The following is a 19,108-nucleotide window of genomic DNA, read 5'->3' as shown; positions in this document are numbered from 1 at the left end:
CTCCCCGTGTCGACGGGGAGCCCTTCGTCGTCCTCGGCGATAGCGTGGAGAGATGACGTCCTCCGTTCTTCCTCTTCGTGCCGTCGGTCGCTCCGGACTCCGCGTCTCCGCGGTGGGCCTGGGCTGCAACAACTTCGGACGAGCGGGAACCGCCACCGAGACACTCGACGGAACGCGCGCGGTGCTCGATGCGGCGATCGATGCGGGCGTGACTTTCCTCGACACCGCCGACATGTACGGTCGCGAGTTCGGTTTGTCCGAGACGCTGATGGGGGAGGCGCTCGAGGGGCGCCGCGATCAGGTCGTGCTGGCCACGAAGTTCGGGCACGCCGACTTCGCCCCCGCGGTGACCGGGGGGTCCAAGGGATCCCGCGCGCACGTGCGTCGTGCCGTCGAAGACTCGCTCCGACGCCTGCGCACCGACTGGATCGACCTGTACCAGCTGCACACGCCCGACCCGTCGACGCCGATCGAGGAAACCCTCGACGCCCTCGCCGACCTCGTCCGCGAGGGCAAGGTGCGCTACATCGGGCATTCGAATTTCTCAGGGTGGCGGATCGCCGAGGCCGAGCATGCCGCCGACGGCGTGCGGTTCGTCTCGGCCCAGAATCAGTACAGCCTGCTGGCCCGCGCCGCCGAGCGGGAGGTGCTGCCGGCCGCCGCTCGTTACGGCCTCGGGTTCCTGCCCTTCTTCCCCCTGCACAACGGCCTGCTGACCGGCAAGTTCAGGCGGGACGGGGGCCCTGAGGGGAGCCGCATCATGCGTCAGCGACCCCACCTGTGGCGTGACGCCCCCTGGGACGCGCTCGAGCGCTACCAGGCCTTCTGCGATGCACGCGGGATCACGATGCTCGAGGCGACCTTCGCCTGGTTCCTCGCCAACCCCCTGGTCGCGAGCGTCATCGCGGGCGCGACGAGCGCAGAGCAGGTGCGCGCCAATGCCGCAGCCGCCACCGCCTGGACGCCGAGCGCCGAGGATCTCGCCGAGATCGACGGCATCCTTCCTCTGCCCGCCGATCCGGCCGCGGGATGAATGCCACCGCTGGGATGTGTCGGTGCGGCGCGTCCTCGGATCGTGCCCGAGCGTCGACTAAGATGACAGGGCCGTGCGTTTCCGCCGGCGCAGTCGTCGGCCAACCGGAGGATCGTTCGTGCCCGAGGTGACCACCCACACGCGCACCGTCCCGCTCGGTGACACCGTTCTCGAGCTGTCGTGGGCGGCCAGCACCGAGGTCGGACGCCGCCGCGAGGTGAACCAGGACGCCGTCCTCGCCGACTTCCCGCTGTTCGTCGTCGCCGACGGTATGGGCGGGCATCTCGGTGGAGAGATCGCGAGCGCGAGCACCGTCGAACGGCTCCGTGCCGTGGTCGCGACGGGCCCGGTCTCGACGAAGAACATCGAGAAGGCGCTCTCGCGCGCGGTCAAAGACATCGTGGCCCACCCCGAGACCACCGACGAGGGCACCGGAACCACCCTCACCGGCGTGTACCTCGAGACCCACACCGAAGAACCGCACTGGGTGACGCTGAACATCGGCGACTCGCGCGTGTATCTTCTGCGCGACGGCGAGATCGTCCAGGTGACGACCGATCACTCCGTGGTGCAAGAGCTCATCGCCGCCGGGCGTCTGAGCCCCGAAGAGGCCGAGAACCACCCCTACGGGAACGTGATCACTCGAGCCGTGGGACCGAGCGACAGCGTCAAGCCCGACTACCTCCGTCTCGACGTGCTCGACGGCGATCGCTTCGTGATCTGCTCCGACGGTCTCACCAAAGAGCTCACGGACTTCGGCATCCGTCATTTCCTCGAGGCGAACGCCGACCCGGCCGCGGCCGTCGAGGCCATGATGGCCGCCGCCCTCGAGAACGGCGGACGCGACAACATCTCGATCGTCGTGCTCGACGTCGCCCGCCGCTCCGCCTGAAATTCATCTTGACCGCGGAGACCGCGGATTCTACGTTCGGCATATGACCTCCGCACCCGAACGGACGGCCGGCAAAGGCCTGGCCACTGGCACCCTGGGCCTGTGGGGCTCGACCGTGATCGGTCTGGCATCCACCGCACCGGTGTATTCCCTCGTCGCGACGCTCGGCTTCGTCGTCCTCGCGGTGGGGGCGTCGGCGCCCATCGCGTTCGTGCTGGCCTTCATCCCGATGCTGTTCATCGCCTTCGCCTACCGCGAGTTGAACACCGAGGTGCCCGACTGCGGCACCACGTTCACGTGGGGGACGAAGGCGTTCGGCCCCTGGGTCGGGTGGATGGGAGGTTGGGGCGTCGCCGTCGCGGGGATGGTGGTGCTCGCCAACCTGTCGCAGATCGCCGGCATCTACCTGTGGTCGCTCATCGGAGACGGTTCCCTCGCCGAGAACGTGCCGCTCGTCACGGCGACGGGCGTGGCCTTCATCGCCGCGATGACCTACGTGAGCTACCGCGGGGTCGAGATCGGCGAGCGGATCCAGAACATCCTGCTCGCCGTGCAGTACCTCGTGCTGGTTCTCTTCGTGGCGCTGGCGCTGTGGAAGTTCTTCGACGGGACGGCGCCGAATCCCACCCCCTTCGATCTCGCGTGGTTCAACCCCTTCGGGTTCACGGATTGGAGCGGGTTCACCGAGGCCGTCCTGCTCGCGCTGTTCATCTACTGGGGGTGGGACACCTGCCTGGCGCTCAACGAAGAGACCAAGGACCCGAAGCGCATCCCGGGGCGCGCCGCGCTCCTGACCACCGTCATCCTGCTCGGCACCTACGTCACGGTCACGGTGGCGGCGATGATGTACGCCGGCGTCGGCGAGGACGGAGCGGGGCTGGCCAACCCCGCCAACGCCGACGACGTGTTCCTCGCGCTCAAGGACGACCTGTTCGGCCCGTTCGGGTGGGTCCTCATCGTCGCCGTGCTCATCTCGGCGGTGTCGTCGACGCAGACCACGATCCTCCCCACCGCGCGGGGAACGCTCGCGATGGCCGCCTACAAGGCGCTGCCGCACCGCTTCCAGACGGTGCACCCCCGCTTCCGCACGCCGTCGTTCTCGACGCTGGTGATGGGCGTCGTCGCAAGCGTCTACTACGTCGGCATGACGATCATCAGCGACAACATCCTGCAGGACTCGATCCTGTCGCTCGGGCTCGCGATCGCTTTCTACTACGCGATGACGGGGTACGCCTGCCTGTGGTTCTACCGACGCGAGCTGTTCTCGTCGGCGAAGAACCTCGTCTACCGCGGCATCCTGCCCCTGCTGGGAGCCCTCATGCTGACGTACGCCTTCGTGCAGTCGGCCGTCGACATGTACGACCCCGAGTACGGCAACACCGTGCTCCTCGGCATCGGCGGCACCTTCGTCGTCGGTATCGGGGCGCTGGCGATCGGGGTCGTGCTGATGGTGCTCTGGTACCTGTTCCCGGGATCGAAGCCGTTCTTCCGCGGCGAGAGCCTCAACCGCGAGACCGAGGTGCTCGTCCCGGACGAGCCGATCGCCCACCCGCGCTCGGTCGACGGGGGCATCTGAACGGCCCCCGCACCGTGGAGGGGCGGGGCGTCGGGGTCAGACCGCGGAGCGGATCGAACCGACCTCGCGACCGCCGCCCAGGATCGACAGCGAGAGCTGCGCCACGGTGTCGTCGACCGCCGCGGCGGTGAGAGCCCCGACCCTCTCGAGCAGGCGCAGCGCGACGACATGTCCGGCGCGATTCGAGCCGTCGAGCATCTTGAGGGCAACCGTGGAGCCGTCGGGGGCGGTCATGACCTGCACGCCCTCGGCGCCCATCTTCGAGAAGACCCCGAGGCGTTCGATGACGATCGTGTCGGGCCGGCCGGGGCCGTCGATGGTCCACGGGTGCTCGCGCACGGCGCGCACGAGGGTTCCGGCGCTGCGGTGCAGAGCGAAGGGGGAGCGCTCCGACGACGTCGCGATGCGCTGGATGGCCCGCGCGAGACCAACGAGGCTCATCGCGTAGACGGGGGCTCCGCAGCCGTCGATCGCCGTCGTGGTCATGCGCTCACCCACGAGACGTTCGATGACCTCGCGGATGTGCGCCTGCAGCGGGTGCTGCGGATCGAGGTAGTCGCCCGTGCTCCAGCCGTTCGCCACGCAGGTCAGCAGCATCGCGGCGTGCTTGCCCGAGCAGTTCATGCGCAACGGCGAGGGCGCGGCGTGATCACGCACCATCTCGTCGCGTGACGCGGTGTCAGTGGGCCAGGCCGCCGGGCACCCGAGGTCATCTTCGGTGAGGCCGGCGGACTGCAGGATGCCGCGAGCCACCTCGGCGTGGCGCTCGGTGCCCGCGTGGCTCGCCATCGAGATCGCGAGACGCTCGTCGGCGAGCTCGGCGCCCGCCGAGAGACACGCCAGCGCCTGCAGGGGCTTCATGCTCGAGCGGGGGAGGAAGAGCGCGCTCGCATCGCCGAGGGTCAGCTTCTCGGACCCGTCGGGGGCGAGGACAACGGCGACGCCGTAGTGGCGGGATTCGACGAAATCGTTGCGGTCGACGACGGCGAGTTCGACGGAGGCGGGGGGCGTAGCGGGCATCCGTCCATCGTATCGCGGGGGCCCGCTCCCGACCCGGTCACCGACGCGGCCGACGGACACGGAAAGGGGTCATCGGCTGCCGTCCCGCACCGGGCACCGAACAGGACGGGCGTCGTTCACCGGAGCGACCGCTCCCGGACCCGCGTCCGGCGGGGGCGCTCCCTACAGTCGGGTCGCCCGCTCTCGCGGGCCGCTCCCCACAGCCCCCTCAGCCACGCGTCCCGCCACCCCGGCGGGTGCCCGTTGCTCCTCGCGCCGACGTGCGCGCGTCGGGGGAGCGCTCGCACCCGGAAGGACCCGCCTCTCATGACCCCCACCCGATCGCGACTGCTCCGCGCGGCCGCGACCCTCGTGGCCGCCGCGAGCCTGTTGGCATCCGCCCCTCCCGCCCTCGCCGCCACCGAAACGCCCGTTTCCGCGTCGGCCGTCGGCGCCGCGCAGCTCGTACTCGTCGAGAGTGTTCACGCGAGCGGCAAGGTGCTCCAGATCGGGGCGGGGGACGCTCAGGTCTCGAGCGCGCCCGGCTCGACCACTCCGGCGGTGGCATCGATCTCGTCGATGGCGCAAGCCGACCCTCGGACGCTGTCCGCTCAGGCGCTTCGCCTGTACCCGGTCGTCGGTTCGGCGCGCACATACCTCATCGCCGATCAGAAGGACCGCGTCCTCACCCGCTCGCGCAACGACCAGGACGCTTTCCGCTACCTGCAGACGGCCGATGTCGCCGACGCCGCGACCGACCCCTACGCCCAGTGGGAGCTGCGCGACGCGGGCAACGGGGCCGTGAACCTCGTCAACGTGCAGCGCGATCGCGAGGGCAGGGAATCGGCTCTCGACCTCTACAACTGGAAGACGGCCGACGGCTCCGAGGTGCAGACCTACACCCTCATCGCTTCCGCCGCGGTGCAGCAGTGGCGCGTGCATGCTCTCACCCCGACCGTGACCTCTCCCTCGCTCGTCACCACGCCGGGTGTGCTCCCGACCCTGCCGAGCTCACTCAGCGGCCGCTACGGCTGGGGCCGCACGGTGACGCTGTCGCCCATCACCTGGGCGCTGCCGGCCGCGACGACCTGGCTGACGCCCGGAGTGGTCTCGGTGACCGGAACGGCGAAGGGCTTCTTCGGTGAAGACGTGGCTCTCACGGCATCCGTCGCCGTCGGCGCCCTCTCGGACGCCGCGGACTCCGCGCTCACCACCTACGCGGGCGCCACCGTCGCCGAGGTCGCCATGCGGGCCCCGGCCACGGTGCAGCGTCGTATCGGCGACACCGGGCAGACCCTGACCGCCCCCGTGCGCTGGGACTTCACGGGTGTGACGGATGCCGCGCTCTCGACGCCTGGAACGGTGAAGGTCCCGGCGGTCTCGGGGCTCGGCTTCTCAGCCACGCTCGTGGTCACGGTCTCGGCCGCGCAGCAGGTGAACGTGCTCCGGCAGTCGGGTGTGCACCCCGACTGGTCGTTCAAGGACTCCACGACCTTCGCCCTCACCGACGGGAACCGCACCGCCACCGGCTTCGCCGACTGGCGCTCGGGGGGCGCGGCGAACCGCGTGAACCCCAACCGCGTGACCTTCTACCTCGACCAGCCGCGGCAGATCTCGAGCGTGAACGTGTACGACATCGGCGGCAAGCAGAACATCGGCTCGGTGACCGTGCAGTACCGCACCACACGCGGCGGGTGGGCGAACCTTCCCTCCGCCACCGCCTGGCCCGCCGCCAACACCTCGGCCGACCTGCGTCTCGAGGTCACCGCCTCGCGTCCCGTCCTGGCCACGGGTCTTCGCGTGCTGGTGAAGAACAAGACCTCGTCCACCTGGATGACCCTGTCCGAGATCGAGGCCTTCGGGCCCCAGCTCACCCCCGCCTCCTGATCGACCACCCTGACATGAGAAGAGATATGTTCCCTCGTCTACGCCGCTCGGTACGCGGCCTCTCGACCGGACTGGTCGTCGGCGCGCTCGCCGTCTCGAGCCTCGCCTTCGGCGGCGCGTCGATCGCCGTCGCCGCCTCGGGCACGTCCACCGGCACCACCTCGGGCACGAATCCCTCCGACACGGTCTCGAGCGCGCCCACGACCGCCTCGACGACGAGCACCACGGGGACCACCGGCTCCGCGGCGACCGGGTCCGCGGCATCCGGAACCTCCTCCGCGACGGGACGCTCGAGCTTCTTGCTGCCGGTGCTGCCCGACACGCAGTTCTACTCGCGGTACAGCGCCTCGCAGTTCGTCCCGCAGTACGGGACGAACCCCTTCGAGGTCCAGACCCAGTGGGTCGTCGACAACAAGAAGGCGCTCAACATCCCGTTCACCATGCAGCTCGGCGACGTCGTCGATCAGCAGGGCAAGAGCGATCAGTGGAGCGCCGCGAGCAAGGCGATGAAGATCCTCGAGGACGGCAAAGTGCCCTACTCGGTGATCCCCGGCAACCACGACGTGGCCGACCAGGGCGCCCGCTCGTCGGAGGGCAACGCCTCGAACTACCTCGCCGCCTTCGGGGCATCCACGCTGCAGCGCCAGGGCGGTTCGACCCTGCTCGACACGTTCCAGAACGGGTACTCCTCGGCGTACCGTTTCTCGGCCGAGGGGCATGACTGGGTCGTGCTGTCGCTCGGCTGGAACGCCTCCGACGACACCTTCGCCTGGGCGCAGGGGATCCTCGACGCGAACAAGGGCGTGCCCGTGATCCTGTCGTCGCACGCGATCATCGGCGTCGACCAGGACCAGGTGTCACCGACGAGCTGGTGGTACGGCGACCTGCTGTGGGAAAAGCTCATCCGCAAGAACGATCAGATCGTCCTGACGCTCAACGGGCACTTCCACGGCGCCACCATGCGCACGCTCACGAACGACTTCGGGCATCCCGTCCACGAGGTGCTGACGGACTATCAGATGGCGGCCGACGGCGGCAACGGCATCATGACGCTGTTCGAGTTCGACCTGTCGGGCGGCAGCATCGACGTCTCGACGATCTCGCCCTGGGTCGGCAAGAAGCACGCCAACTCGCGGACGTCGACCGACGCCCCCGTGCTCACCGGGACATGGCAGCAGTTCTCGCTCGCGATGGACTTCGGATCCCGTTTCGGATGGGGTGCGCCCTCGGCGGCCCAGGCGGACGGTCCCGACCTCACCGCCGCCGCGAAGGCCATCGTGTCGCAGGGGTGGACCGGGTCGTCGACCGGCGAGAAGCTCGTCGCCGCCGGTGACGCGTCGGACTACTTCGCGGTACCCGGAACGGTGGCGCACTGGCGGTTCGGCGACGTCAAGGAGGGCGTCGTCGACGAGAACACCGTCGTGCCCGACATCGCAGGGTCCAGCCCGATGTACCGCCTGCCACTGGACCAGACCGACGCCCCCGACGAACTCGACGACGTCGCGGTGACCCACAAGGACGTTCCTTTCTACTCGGCGGACCCGGGCGCGGTGTGCTTCAGCGACGTGCACCGCAACAGCACGGGACCCGACAACCTCGCGTTCCTCACGACCGAGTACGGTGCGCCGGCGACCTCGGCGCACCTCAGCGCGGAGTCGGGGTACACCCTCGAGACCTTCCTGCAGATGGATGCGAACTGGGCCGAGGCCGCGAACCGATGGGGCGCCGCGATCAGTCGGGGCGGCGCGCGCAACTGGATCGGGATCAACGACACCTCCGACGAGGGGGCCGGTGCGGCCTGGCTGGGCATCTCGAACCTGCGCGAATACCAGTTCTCGGCGGCCGACACGGTCTCGAAGAACTCGTACACGCTCTGGTCGGGCGAGATCATGCCGGGCAGCTGGCACCACGTCGCGATCGTGAACGACCCCGCCGCGGGAACCGTGATCATGTACGTCGACGGCGTGCCGGTGCTGCGCAACGCCTCGGGCGTCGGCGGGATGATGGCCGCAGACCTGATGCCGTGGGTGATCGGCGCCTCGCTGTGGAACACCGAGCCCGAGCACGGCTGGTACGGCTGCGTGGGCGAGACCCGCATCGTCGACCACGCTCTGCCGCGCGAGCAGTTCCTCTTCCAGCGTGCCGACCTCGACGCCACCGCCGCGGCCTTCGCCGTGACCACGCCGCTGTCGGGCGTGCAGGCCTCGAACGCGACGGTTCCGGCGCTCGAGGGACGCGGGGTCGCGGGGGCGCAGGTGACGGTGCGGGTCGACGGGGCGGACGCCGGCCGTGCCGCCGTGGGAGCCGACGGCACCTGGCGTCTCGCGCTGAAGACGCCGATCGCCGGCGTCGGAGCGCACGCGGTGAGCTTCGCCCAGTCCATCGGGACCCGGGCCGGCTCGGCGCTCGAGATGACGGTCACCATGGGAGTGGATGCCGCCTGGTCTCCGGATGGCGAGCAGTTGGCTGCCGGCAAGGACGGCGCCATCACGGTGACGCCGAGCACCTTCCGGGCCGGCGACACGGTCTCGGTGAACGTGCCCGCGGGTCTCGACGGGAAGGCGCTCTACGGGTTCCTCTTCTCGCAGCCCACGGGTCTGGGCACCGCGACCGTCGCGAACCGGTCGATCTCGCTCGTCGTCCCGGCGAGCGTCGCTCCGGGCGAGCACCGTCTCGCCGTCTACACGGCGACCGGCGAGCTGCTGGGCTGGGCGCGCGTCACGGTCGCCCCTCCCGTCGCGGCGGTCGATCCGGGTGACGGCGCCGGCGGCTCCGCGACCGGGGGTGTCGCCACGTCGAATGCGGGCTCCCAGCTCGGCAACGCGCGTCGCGGCGACCTCGCCGCCACCGGCGTCGCCTCGGGCGCCCTGGCCGCGCTGTCGGGTGCCGCTCTGTTGCTCGCGGGCCTCGGACTGGTGCTTCGCCGCCGGCGCCGACACGCCTGAGCACGGCCGCAGGGCCCCCGTCCGGTTCGTCCGGACGGGGGCCCTCGTCGTTCGGGGAGCGTCCTGCGTCGTCGTCCTCGAGATTTCCGGCGCCCTCCGGTCCGGCGACGGGCAGACTGGGGGACATGAACGGAGAGCACCATTACCGCCTGCGCTCGACCTGGACCGGCGACCTCGGAACGGGGACGAGCGGTTATCGCGACTACGAGCGGGCCGTGACCCTCGAGGTCGACGGAAAGCCCGCCATCGCGGCATCCGCCGACAAGCCCTTCCGCGGCGACCCCGCCAAGTGGAACCCCGAAGAACTGCTGATCGCGGCGTTGAGCGAGTGCCACCTGCTGTCGTACCTCTACGCGTGCGTGAAGGTGGGCGTCGTGGTCACCGGTTACGAGGACGACGCCTCGGGCACCCTGCAGGAGGACGGCAACGGCGGGGGAGCGTTCACCGAGGTCGTGCTGCGCCCGCGCGTCCGCGTGGCGGACGAGTCGATGATCGAGGCGGCGCGCGCGGCCCACCGCCCGGCGCGCGAGTGGTGCTTCATCGCCAACTCGGTCAACTTCCCGGTTCGGCACGAGCCCGAGGTGACCGCGGACTGAGCGCGCCGCGTCGCGCGTACGGGGAGCATGCGGCGGCGTCGTACAGTGAGCGCATGCCGCTCGAACCCGCCCTGCGCCGTCTCGACCGGATCGCCGGAGGCAGCCAGGCCGATCATCGCGTTCCCGTCTCCGCCGATCCGAAGGTCCGCCGGGCGTTCCGTGCGATCACCCTCTTGCTCGCGGCCGGTTTCGTCCTCGGCGTGGCCACGGTCGTCATCGCCCTGGTGATGACCGCGAACGGCGACGACGTCGGCTTCGCGGTCTGGATGCGCTGTCTCGTGGTGCTGGCGATCACGACGACCCTGTTCTACTTCCTCTGGCGCGCCCGCGCGGGGTGGTACTGGGCGTTCCGCCGCCTTCAGCTGTTCAGCCGGATCTTCCCGGTCATCGCGCTCGTGCTCGCGGCGATCCCGGGGCTCTACCCGTTCTGGGTGGTCACCGAGCAGATCCTCTTCGCGATCCTCCTCATCGGCGTCTCGGACTACCTTCAGTCCGACGCCGTCCGGGCGGCGTACCCCAAGCCGCAGCGCTGAGTTTTCGGCATCCGGATGCCGGGAACCCGGTGCCCCGCGAACGACGCGCCCCGCGAACGACGCACCCCCGCCGGCGCGAGGCCGACGGGGGTGCCTTCGTGAGGAGCGGGATCAGCGCACGTCCTCGTCGATCCAGTCCATCGACTTGGTGACGGCCTTCTTCCACAGGCGCAGCTCGCGCTCGCGCTCGCCGTCGTCCATGTTGGGCTCCCAGCGCTTGTCTTCCTGCCAGTTGGCGCGCAGGTCGTCGAGGTTGTCCCAGAAGCCGACCGCGAGGCCCGCGGCGTACGCGGCACCCAGGGCGGTGGTCTCGGCGACGACCGGGCGCACCACGGGTACGCCGAGGATGTCCGCCTGGAACTGCATGAGAGCGTCGTTGGCGGTCATGCCGCCGTCGACCTTGAGCTCGGCCAGGTCGACGCCGGAGTCGGCGTTGACGGCGTCGAGCACCTCGCGCGACTGGAAGGCGGTCGCCTCGAGGGCGGCACGGGCGATGTGGCCGCGGTTGACGTAGCGCGTCATGCCGACGATCGCGCCGCGGGCGTCGGGACGCCAGTAGGGCGCGAACAGGCCCGAGAACGCCGGGACGAAGTACACGCCGCCGTTGTCGTCCACGCTCTCGGCCAGCTTCTCGACCTCGGGGGCCGAGGAGATGATGCCGAGCTGATCGCGCAGCCACTGGATGAGCGAGCCGGTGACGGCGATCGATCCCTCGAGCGCGTAGCGGGCGGGCTGGTCGCCGAGCTTGTAGCCCAGCGTCGTGAGCAGACCGTTCTTCGAGTGGACGATCTCTTCGCCCGTCTGGAAGATGAGGAAGTTGCCCGTGCCGTAGGTGTTCTTGCTCTCACCCGGGTCGAAGGCCGCCTGGCCGAAGGTCGCGGCCTGCTGGTCGCCCAGGATGCCGGCGATCGGCGTCTCGCGCAGCAGCGACGAGGACTCGACGGTGCCGTAGACCTCGGAGGAGGAGCGGATCTCGGGGAGCATCGAGGCCGGCACGCCGAAGTCGGCGAGGATGTCCTCGCGCCACGACAGCGTCTCGAGGTCCATGAACAGCGTGCGGCTGGCGTTGGTGACGTCGGTCGCGTGCACGCCGCCGTCGATGCCGCCGGTCAGGTTCCACAGCACCCAGGTGTCGGTCGTGCCGAAGAGCAGGTCTCCGGCTTCGGCCTTCTCGCGGGCTCCGTCGACGTTCTCGAGGATCCAGACGATCTTGGTGCCCGAGAAGTAGGTCGCCAGCGGCAGACCGACGATGCTCTTGTAGCGCTCGGGGTCGCCGTCGGCGAGACGGTCGACGATGGACTGCGTCCGCGTGTCCTGCCAGACGATGGCGTTGTAGACGGGCTTGCCGGTGTTCTTGTCCCAGACCACCGCGGTCTCGCGCTGGTTGGTGATGCCGACGGCGGCGATGTCGTGGCGGGTGATGTCGGCGCGGCTGAGGGCCAGGCCGATCACCTCCTGGGTGTTGCGCCAGATCTCGGCGGGGTCGTGCTCGACCCATCCCGCGCGCGGGAAGATCTGCTCGTGCTCCTTCTGTCCGACGGAGACGACGCTCCCGGACTTGTCGAAGATCATCGCGCGCGTCGAGGTCGTGCCCTGGTCGATGGCGAGGACGTAGTCGGCCATGGATGGACTCCTTTGTCTGAATTCAGTGAACGGGTGAAGAGGTGGAGAAGGTGGGCGGGAGCGCCGGGCGACGCCCCCGCGGAGGTGTTACTTGCCGAGGCCGAGGAGCACGGGGGCCAGCAGACCCGCGAGCAGACCACCGACGAGGGGACCGGCGACCGGAACCCAGGCGTAGCCCCAGTCGCTCGAACCCTTGCCCTTGATGGGGAGGATCGCGTGGGCGATGCGGGGGCCGAGGTCACGGGCCGGGTTGATCGCGTAGCCGGTGGGGCCGCCGAGGGAGGCGCCGATACCGACCACGAGCAGCGCCACGGGGACGGCCGCGAGGCCGCCGATGCCGCCGGGGACGCCGATGTCGGCTACGCCGTAGTCACCGAAGCCGAAGATCACGAACACCAGGACGAAGGTGGCGATGACCTCGGTGAGGAAGTTGAAGCCGTACGACCGGATCGCGGGACCGGTCGAGAACACGCCGAGCTTGGCGGCGGGGTCGGGCTCGTCGTCGAAGTGCTGCTTGTACGACGCCCAGGCGAGGACGGCGCCGATGATGGCACCGACCATCTGCGCGGCCACGGCCACGAGGAACTGGACGAAGGCGATCTTGCCGGCGACCAGGAGGCCGATCGAGACGGCGGGGTTCAGCTGAGCGCCGGAGTACGCGGAGACGATGACACCGGCGAAGACCGCCAGGCCCCAACCCCAGTTGACCATCAGGGTGCCGCCGGCGTTGCCCTTGGTCTTGGCGAGGGCCACGTTGGCGACCACGCCACAGCCCAACAGGATGAGCATCGCGGTGCCGACGACCTCCGAGAGGAAGTACAGCCCCAGGTTCACTTCTTGCATGTCGTCATCGACCTTTCTTTCGTCACCCGGACACCTTCGGCTCGGGCGGTAGTGCGGCTCGGTGCTCCGAACCTACGGCTCACGTGCGGGCGCGCAACAGGTGGCGCGCCCGCACGTTCTCTCAGATTCGGGCCACTCCGGCCTGTGCCAGGTCGACACGGTGGGCGGAGCGGAGAATCTCAGTAGTACGGGCCACTTCTTCGTCGACGCGCGCGGAGTCCCAACCGAGGGGCTCGGCGACCGCCTCGGCGACCTCCTGCAGGGTGCGCTCGGTCATGCCGCCGACGAACGCCAGGTGCGTGCGGCGCAGCAGCACGTCGATCAGGTGCACGACCTGCTCGTTCTCGGCGATGAACGCGAGCTCCTCGCGGAAGTACCCGGCCGCGTCGGGAACCGGCGTCGGCTCGGCGGGCAGGGCAGCGAGGATCGCGTCGGCACGGGTGCCGTAGCGCTCCAGCATCGCCTCGACGAGCTCCGCGGAGTGCGCATTCGTGCGCGCGGCGATCCAGCGGCGACGCTGCTCGGGCGTGGCGGGGAAGCCGGCCCCGCCGCCGATGGGCAGGCCCTGGGTGCTGACGCGGTGGGGGCGACGCAGCTTCTGCAGGGTCTTCATGCTGAGGTGCTCGGCGAGGGCGCGGAAGGTGGTCCACTTGCCGCCGACGAGGCTCATGGCGGGGACGCCCGCGACCTCGTCCTCGACGATGCGGTAGTCGCGGGAGACGAAGCCGGGGGCGGTGTCGTCGTGGCGGGGGAGCGGGCGGATACCCGAGAACGTGTAGACGATCTGCGAGCGGTCCACGCCGATGGTGGGGAAGACGTGTCCGATGAGGTCGAAGAAGTACTCGATCTCGTCGTCGGTGCACACGACCGGCTTCGAGGGATCGGCGTCGATGTCGGTCGTGCCGACCAGGACGCGGTCCTTGAGGGGGTAGATGAGGACGATGCGGCCGTCGGAGTGCTCGAAGAAGATCTCACGACCACCGGTGGCGGCGAGCAGCTCGGGGTTGTCGAGCACGATGTGCGAGCCCTTGGTGCCGCCCATGAAGGTCGTGTCGAGGCCCATCGCCTGGTTGGCCAGGTCGGTCCAGGGTCCGGCCGTGTTGAGGACGACCTTCGCCTTGACGCTGAACTCCTCGCCGGACACCTCGTCGCGCACCCGCACGCCGTTCGCGTCGGCGCCGACGGCCGAGACGTAGTTGACGGCCTGCGTGCGGCCCGCGCCGGCCTCGATGCCGTCGCGCAGCACGTCGAGGGCGATGCGCTCGGGGTCGTGCATCGAGGCGTCGAAGTAGGTCGCGGTGTAGGCGAGGTCGGGGTTGAGCTTCGGAAGCTCGGACAGCGACTTCTTCTTGCCGAGGAAGGTGTGGCGGGGGACGGAGCCGCCGTCGCGCGAGAAGGTGTCGTACATGATCAGGCCGACCTTGATGAGCAGCGCGCCGCGCTCATTGGGCTTGCCACGACCGTGCGTCACGAGAAGGCGGAAGGGTGCCGACAGGATGCCGGAGAACGTCTTGTAGATCGGGATCGTCGTCTCGAGCGGCTTGACGTAGTGGGGAGCGGTCTTGAGCAGGTCATTTCGCTCGGTGACCGCTTCTTTGACGAGGCGGAACTCGCCGTTCTCGAGGTAGCGGATGCCGCCGTGCACCATGTGGCTGGAGGCCGAGGAGGCACCGGAGACGAAGTCGCCACGTTCGACGAGGGCGACGCTGACGCCCTGGAGGGCGAGGTCGCGGAGGGTGGCGAGGCCGTTGATGCCCCCTCCGATGATGAGGACGTCGAGGTTCTCGGCGTCGCGGAGCGCCTGGACGTCGGCGCGGAGCGGAGTAGCGGGGGACGACATGTCGACTGCGACCTTTCGTTGTTGGTACGACGATCACAATGCGCTTGTCTGCACGTTGTTGCAAGCCCCTTGAACAAACGTGCAGAATAGTGTTCATGAAGGTAACCGGACGGTGGTGACGCAGGCCGAGGAGCGCTCCCGTGACGCCCTGCGCGCGGCGCAGCTTTACTACATGCAGGACCTGACGATGGATGCCATCGCGCACGAGATGAGGGTCTCGCGCTCATCGGTGTCGCGTCTGCTGCAGCACGCCCGCGACGTCGGCCTCGTCACGATTTCGATCAGCCCGCCCGACGACGCCCGAGGGCAGATGGCCCAGCGCATCGCCGATCGCTTCGGCATCACGGCGCACGTCGTCCCCACGCCCCCGCGCACCTCCGAGGCCGAGCGGCTCGAGCGCACGGCGTTGACCGCCGCGCGCATCCTGGCGGAGCGCGTCGAGTCGTCGATGACGATCGGGGTGGCCTGGGGGTCGACCCTCTCGGCTATGGCCCGCCACGTCCCCCAGAAGGACGTCCACGACACGCACATCGTGCAGATGAACGGCGCGGCCAACGTTCGCACCTCGGGCATCCCGTACGCGGGCGAGATCCTGTCGAAGTTCGGCGCGGCCTGGTCGTCGTCCGTGCACCAATTCCCGGTGCCCGCGCTGTTCGACGACCCCCTCACGAAGCAGTCGATGTGGCGGGAGCGCTCGGTGCGTTCGGTGCTCGAGATCCAGCAGCGCGTCGGCCTGTTCGTCTTCGGGCTCGGTTCCCCGCACGCCGACGTGCCCTCGCACGTCTACAGCGGCGACTACTTCGACGAGCGCGACCGCGCGGTCATCGAGCGCGAGGGCGTGGTCGGAGACTGCGCCACCGTGTTCTACCGCGCCGACGGTTCGAGCGACATCCCCGAGCTCAACGCCCGCTCGAGCGGGCCGGACCTCGACACGGTGCGGCGCATTCCCCGTCGCTTCTGCGTGGTGTCGAGCCTGTCCAAGCTCGACGGCCTGCGCGGTGCGCTGGCCGCCGACCTCGTCACCGAGCTGGTGGTTGAGGAGTCCCTCGCGCGCCGCCTGCTCAGCGTCACGCGCTGACGCGTTCGGCCGCCCCCGTCATCTCTCGCCGAACCCGTCGGCGATGAGGGCGTGCAGCTCGTCGAGCGCCGCTCGCGCCTCCGGGCCCGAGGCGCTCACGCGGATGCGCGCACCCTGCCGCACGCCCAGCGCCATCAAGGCGAGCAGGCTCCGCCCCGACACCTCGTCGGATCCGGTCTCGAGGTCGGCGATGCGCACCTCGGCATCGTGGCGGGAGGCGGCCTTGACGAAGGTCGCGGCCGGACGCGCGTGCAGGCCCGAGGGATTGGTCACGACGGCCTCGAACGACAGCGACTGATCCTCCGCCGCCTTCTCCGCAGCCTGCGGAATGGATGCCGACTCCCCGGCGTCGTCGCCCAGCTGACGCGCCTTCGCTCCCGCGGCGGTGGCGCACTCCCGGGACACGGTCTCGAGGTCCGCTCCGCCCGCGGCGGTCACCACGGCCGCCACGAGACCCTCCACGAAGGGGGCGGGGCTCAAGCGCACGCGGTCCGGCGCCGCGACGAACTCGAGGGCCGTCTCGGCGCTGAGGATCGCGGACCCGAGGTCCATCAGGACGAGGACGCCGTCCCCGGAGTCCGCCTCGTCGATCGCGGCGGCGATGGCCACGGCATCCGTTCCGAGATCGTCGTCGGGGCCGCCGGCCGCGACGCGGACGTCGGGCGGATTCGCCCCGCCCATCTGCAGGGCCAGATGCACCGCGGCCTCGGCGAGGGCGCGGGAGTGCGAGACGGTGACGATCCCGATCACGCGGCTCCCGCCAGGGTGTCGCGCAGGGCTTCGAGCAGCAGGGTCGCCGAGGTGGCGCCCGGATCGAGGTGTCCGGCGCTGCGCTCGCCGAGGTAGCTCGCCCGGCCCTTGCGCGCGACCAGCGGCTCGGTCGCATCGCGCCCACGGGCCGCGGCGTCGGCGGCGGCGCGAGCGGCTTCAGCCAGGCCCTCGGCGGCCGCGGCGTCCCACGCGTCCAGGGCGGGGGAAAGGGCGTCGATCATCGTCTTGTCGCCCAGCTCGGCCTTGCCGCGGGCGACGACCCCCTCGACCCCGGCGCGCAGCGCGGCGCCGAGGGTCGCGGCATCCACCTCCGTCTCAACGCCCAGCGTGGGGCCCATGCGCAGGAAGAGTGTGCCGTACAGCGGACCGCTCGCTCCGCCGACCGACGAGACGAGGGTCATGCCGACCGTCTTGAACAGATCGGAGGGGCTGGCGGGAGCGGGATCGAGCTTGGCGACGACCGCGTCGAGACCGCGCGCCATGTTCGACCCGTGGTCGGCGTCGCCGATCTCGGAGTCGAGGCGCGTCAATTCGTCCTTGCGGGCGTGGACGGCGTCGCGGAACGCGCGGATCCACGCGACGAGGTCGTCGGTCGAGACCGCCCCGCTCATGCGCCCCACCGCAGCCCCGGGGTCACGACGGGCGCATCCCACAGGCGCAGCATCTCGTCGTCGGCCTTCACGACGGTCAACGACGCCCCGGCCATGTCGAGGCTCGTGATGTAGTCGCCGATCAGGACGCGCTGGACGTCGACGCCGGCCTCGGCCAGCAGCGGCGCGATCTCTCCGTACAACAGGTACTGCTCGATCAGCGGGGTGCCGCCCAGGCCCGACAACAGCACGATCGCCGGTCCCACGGGCGCGCCGAAATCGTGCACGATCGGGTCGACCATGAGCTTGGCGATCTCTCGAGCGGATGCCAGCTTCACGCGCGAGCGACCGGGTTCGCCGTGGATGCCGACACCGACCTCCATCTCGTCGTCGGGGAGCTCGAAGGTGGGGCGGCCCGCGGCGGGGACGGTGCAGCTCGTGAGAGCCACGCCCATCGACCGGCCGGCGGCGGAGACGCGACGCGCGAGCTCGGCGACCGCCGCGAGATCGGCCCCTTCTTCGGCGAGGGCGCCGACGATCTTCTCGAGGATGACGGTGGTGCCCGTTCCGCGGCGACCCGCGGTCCAGGTCGAGTCGGTCACGGCGACGTCATCGGCCACGACGACCGATTCCACCTGCACGCCCTCGGCCGCGGCGAGCTCCGCCGCCATCTCGAAATTGAGGACGTCTCCGGTGTAGTTCTTCACGATGTGCAGCACACCGGCACCCGAGTCGACCGCCTGCGTGGCGGCGAGCACCTGGTCGGGAGTGGGGGAGGTGAAGACCTCTCCTGCGGCCGCGGCATCGAGCATGCCCCGCCCGACGAAACCGCCGTGCATCGGCTCGTGCCCCGATCCACCGCCGGACACCAGCGCGACCTTGCCCGACCGCGTCGGCTCCGCGCGCAGGATGACCCGGTTCTCGGCATCCACCCGCACGTCCGGATGGGCGACCTGGATGCCGCGGAGGGCCTCGGCCAAGACGTCGGCGGGGTCGTTGACGAACTTCTTCACGGTGCCTCCTCGTTGTGGCGACGACGGTTCGGGCCGTCGGTTTCGACCCTGCTCGCAGGTCGCCGTTCCGTCAAGGAGGAAAAGCCGGTGAGGCGCGGGCGCTCAGAGCCGCTCGTGGGGGAGGACCTGCTTGATGCGCTCGATCGGGTTCTGCGCCGGGGCCTCGTTGTAGGCGTTCGCGAGCTCCTGCTCGCTCAGGGCGTGGATCGCGGCCATGATCTCGTCGGTGGCGCCACGGCGCGCGCGGCCCGAGGAAGCGGCCCCGTGCGGGGAGAGATCGAGGGGGGCGCCGAAACGCACCGTGATGCGCTCCTTGGTCGTGGGGATCTTCGCGCCCACCGGCATGACCTTGTCGGTGCCGATGAGACCCACCGGCACGACCGGAGCTCCCGTCTGCAGGGCGAGGAAGGCGACCCCGGTCCGGCCCTTGTACAGGCGACCGTCGAGCGACCGCGTGCCCTCGGGGTAGAGCGCGACGGCGCGGCCGTCCTCGAGCAGGGCGCGCTGTTGGTCGAGGGCCTCGAGCGCCTTCTGGCCCGCGCCGCGCTCGACCGGGATGGCGCCGATCGCCGTGAAGAACTGGCGCGACGCCCACTTCTCGAAGTAGGCCGACTTCGCCATGAAGTGCACCGGGCGGGGAGCGGCGACCGGGATGGCGATGGAATCGATGAACGACAGGTGGTTGCTCGCGAAGATGACGGGGCCGATGCGCGGGACGTTCTCGCGGCCCTCGATGCGCGGGCGGTACACGGCACGCGCCAGGGGGGCGATGAGGAGACGTCCGAGGCGGTAGGTCGCGCCCATCTGCTCCGGCACGGTCACGGGGGTCTCGGCGGGCAGGTCGGAACTCACCCGTCGAGGCTACTCGCCGCCGCATGCCCGGGCGCGC

The 19,108-nt window shown here is 70.1% G+C and carries 16 protein-coding genes; 8 read left to right on the top strand and 8 right to left on the bottom strand.

The window, feature by feature from the left end:
* Nucleotides 1-52: 52 nt before the first annotated feature.
* The 3 genes from AB6V31_RS05250 (at nt 53) to AB6V31_RS05240 (ending at nt 3,501) form a co-directional block, all read left to right on the top strand.
* Nucleotides 53-1,033 carry an aldo/keto reductase gene (locus AB6V31_RS05250; protein ID WP_369364487.1) on the top strand — a complete coding sequence of 327 codons (981 nt, stop codon included), beginning with the start codon at nt 53-55 and terminating at the stop codon, nt 1,031-1,033.
* Between the two features lie 118 nt (nt 1,034-1,151).
* Nucleotides 1,152-1,925, top strand: coding sequence for a PP2C family serine/threonine-protein phosphatase (locus AB6V31_RS05245; RefSeq protein WP_144782135.1), 774 nt, complete (start codon nt 1,152-1,154; stop codon nt 1,923-1,925).
* Between the two features lie 43 nt (nt 1,926-1,968).
* A complete protein-coding gene (locus tag AB6V31_RS05240; protein WP_369364485.1) occupies nt 1,969-3,501 on the top strand; it encodes an APC family permease in 1,533 nt (510 codons plus the stop codon).
* A gap of 36 nt (nt 3,502-3,537) precedes the next feature.
* Here the strand turns inward: AB6V31_RS05240 and AB6V31_RS05235 are convergent, their stop codons facing one another.
* Nucleotides 3,538-4,521 carry an asparaginase gene (locus tag AB6V31_RS05235; RefSeq protein WP_369364484.1) on the bottom strand — a complete coding sequence of 328 codons (984 nt, stop codon included), beginning with the start codon at nt 4,519-4,521 and terminating at the stop codon, nt 3,538-3,540.
* A gap of 306 nt (nt 4,522-4,827) precedes the next feature.
* On the opposite strand from AB6V31_RS05235, the gene AB6V31_RS05230 reads away from it, so the two are divergent.
* The 4 genes from AB6V31_RS05230 to AB6V31_RS05215 all read left to right on the top strand — a co-directional run bounded on the left by AB6V31_RS05230 (nt 4,828) and on the right by AB6V31_RS05215 (nt 10,461).
* Nucleotides 4,828-6,387: a hypothetical protein gene (locus AB6V31_RS05230; protein ID WP_369364483.1), complete on the top strand. Its 1,560-nt coding sequence runs from the start codon at nt 4,828-4,830 to the stop codon at nt 6,385-6,387.
* A gap of 26 nt (nt 6,388-6,413) precedes the next feature.
* Nucleotides 6,414-9,332 (top strand): LamG-like jellyroll fold domain-containing protein, encoded by a 2,919-nt coding sequence (locus AB6V31_RS05225; protein WP_369364481.1) that lies wholly within the window; start codon nt 6,414-6,416, stop codon nt 9,330-9,332.
* A gap of 125 nt (nt 9,333-9,457) precedes the next feature.
* Nucleotides 9,458-9,928 (top strand): OsmC family protein, encoded by a 471-nt coding sequence (locus tag AB6V31_RS05220; protein WP_056227158.1) that lies wholly within the window; start codon nt 9,458-9,460, stop codon nt 9,926-9,928.
* A gap of 53 nt (nt 9,929-9,981) precedes the next feature.
* Nucleotides 9,982-10,461: a hypothetical protein gene (locus AB6V31_RS05215; RefSeq protein ID WP_369364480.1), complete on the top strand. Its 480-nt coding sequence runs from the start codon at nt 9,982-9,984 to the stop codon at nt 10,459-10,461.
* Nucleotides 10,462-10,572: 111 nt separating this feature from the next.
* Here the strand turns inward: AB6V31_RS05215 and glpK are convergent, their stop codons facing one another.
* The 3 genes from glpK to AB6V31_RS05200 form a co-directional block, all read right to left on the bottom strand.
* Nucleotides 10,573-12,084: a glycerol kinase GlpK gene (glpK, locus tag AB6V31_RS05210; protein ID WP_056227166.1), complete on the bottom strand. Its 1,512-nt coding sequence runs from the start codon at nt 12,082-12,084 to the stop codon at nt 10,573-10,575.
* 87 nt (nt 12,085-12,171) lie between these two features.
* On the bottom strand, nt 12,172-12,927 hold the full coding sequence (locus AB6V31_RS05205) for an MIP/aquaporin family protein (RefSeq protein WP_074694200.1): 756 nt from the start codon (nt 12,925-12,927) through the stop codon (nt 12,172-12,174).
* A 121-nt stretch (nt 12,928-13,048) separates the two neighbouring features.
* On the bottom strand, nt 13,049-14,767 hold the full coding sequence (locus tag AB6V31_RS05200; protein WP_056227172.1) for a glycerol-3-phosphate dehydrogenase/oxidase: 1,719 nt from the start codon (nt 14,765-14,767) through the stop codon (nt 13,049-13,051).
* A 112-nt stretch (nt 14,768-14,879) separates the two neighbouring features.
* Between AB6V31_RS05200 and AB6V31_RS05195 the strand changes: the two genes are divergently transcribed.
* Complete coding sequence (locus AB6V31_RS05195; RefSeq protein ID WP_369364478.1) at nt 14,880-15,845, top strand: sugar-binding transcriptional regulator; 966 nt, start codon at nt 14,880-14,882, stop codon at nt 15,843-15,845.
* Between the two features lie 18 nt (nt 15,846-15,863).
* Here AB6V31_RS05195 and dhaM read toward each other — a convergent pair whose 3' ends face one another.
* From dhaM to AB6V31_RS05175, 4 genes are all read right to left on the bottom strand, one after another.
* Nucleotides 15,864-16,595, bottom strand: coding sequence for a dihydroxyacetone kinase phosphoryl donor subunit DhaM (gene dhaM, locus AB6V31_RS05190; protein WP_369364477.1), 732 nt, complete (start codon nt 16,593-16,595; stop codon nt 15,864-15,866).
* Nucleotides 16,592-17,227, bottom strand: a complete 636-nt coding sequence (dhaL, locus tag AB6V31_RS05185; RefSeq protein WP_369364475.1) for a dihydroxyacetone kinase subunit DhaL — start codon at nt 17,225-17,227, stop codon at nt 16,592-16,594. Before dhaL ends, dhaM begins: the two co-directional genes overlap by 4 nt.
* Nucleotides 17,224-18,219, bottom strand: coding sequence for a dihydroxyacetone kinase subunit DhaK (gene dhaK / locus AB6V31_RS05180; RefSeq protein ID WP_369364473.1), 996 nt, complete (start codon nt 18,217-18,219; stop codon nt 17,224-17,226). Before dhaK ends, dhaL begins: the two co-directional genes overlap by 4 nt.
* A 102-nt stretch (nt 18,220-18,321) precedes the next feature.
* Complete coding sequence (locus AB6V31_RS05175) at nt 18,322-19,023, bottom strand: 1-acyl-sn-glycerol-3-phosphate acyltransferase (protein WP_143017802.1); 702 nt, start codon at nt 19,021-19,023, stop codon at nt 18,322-18,324.
* Nucleotides 19,024-19,108: the final 85 nt, after the last annotated feature.

It is taken from the genome of Microbacterium sp. 16-032 (genome assembly GCF_041079455.1).
GTDB lineage: Bacteria > Actinomycetota > Actinomycetes > Actinomycetales > Microbacteriaceae > Microbacterium > Microbacterium testaceum_A.
The sequence above is the reverse complement of the archived record's forward strand: the minus strand, read 5'-3'. Positions and strand labels throughout refer to the sequence as shown.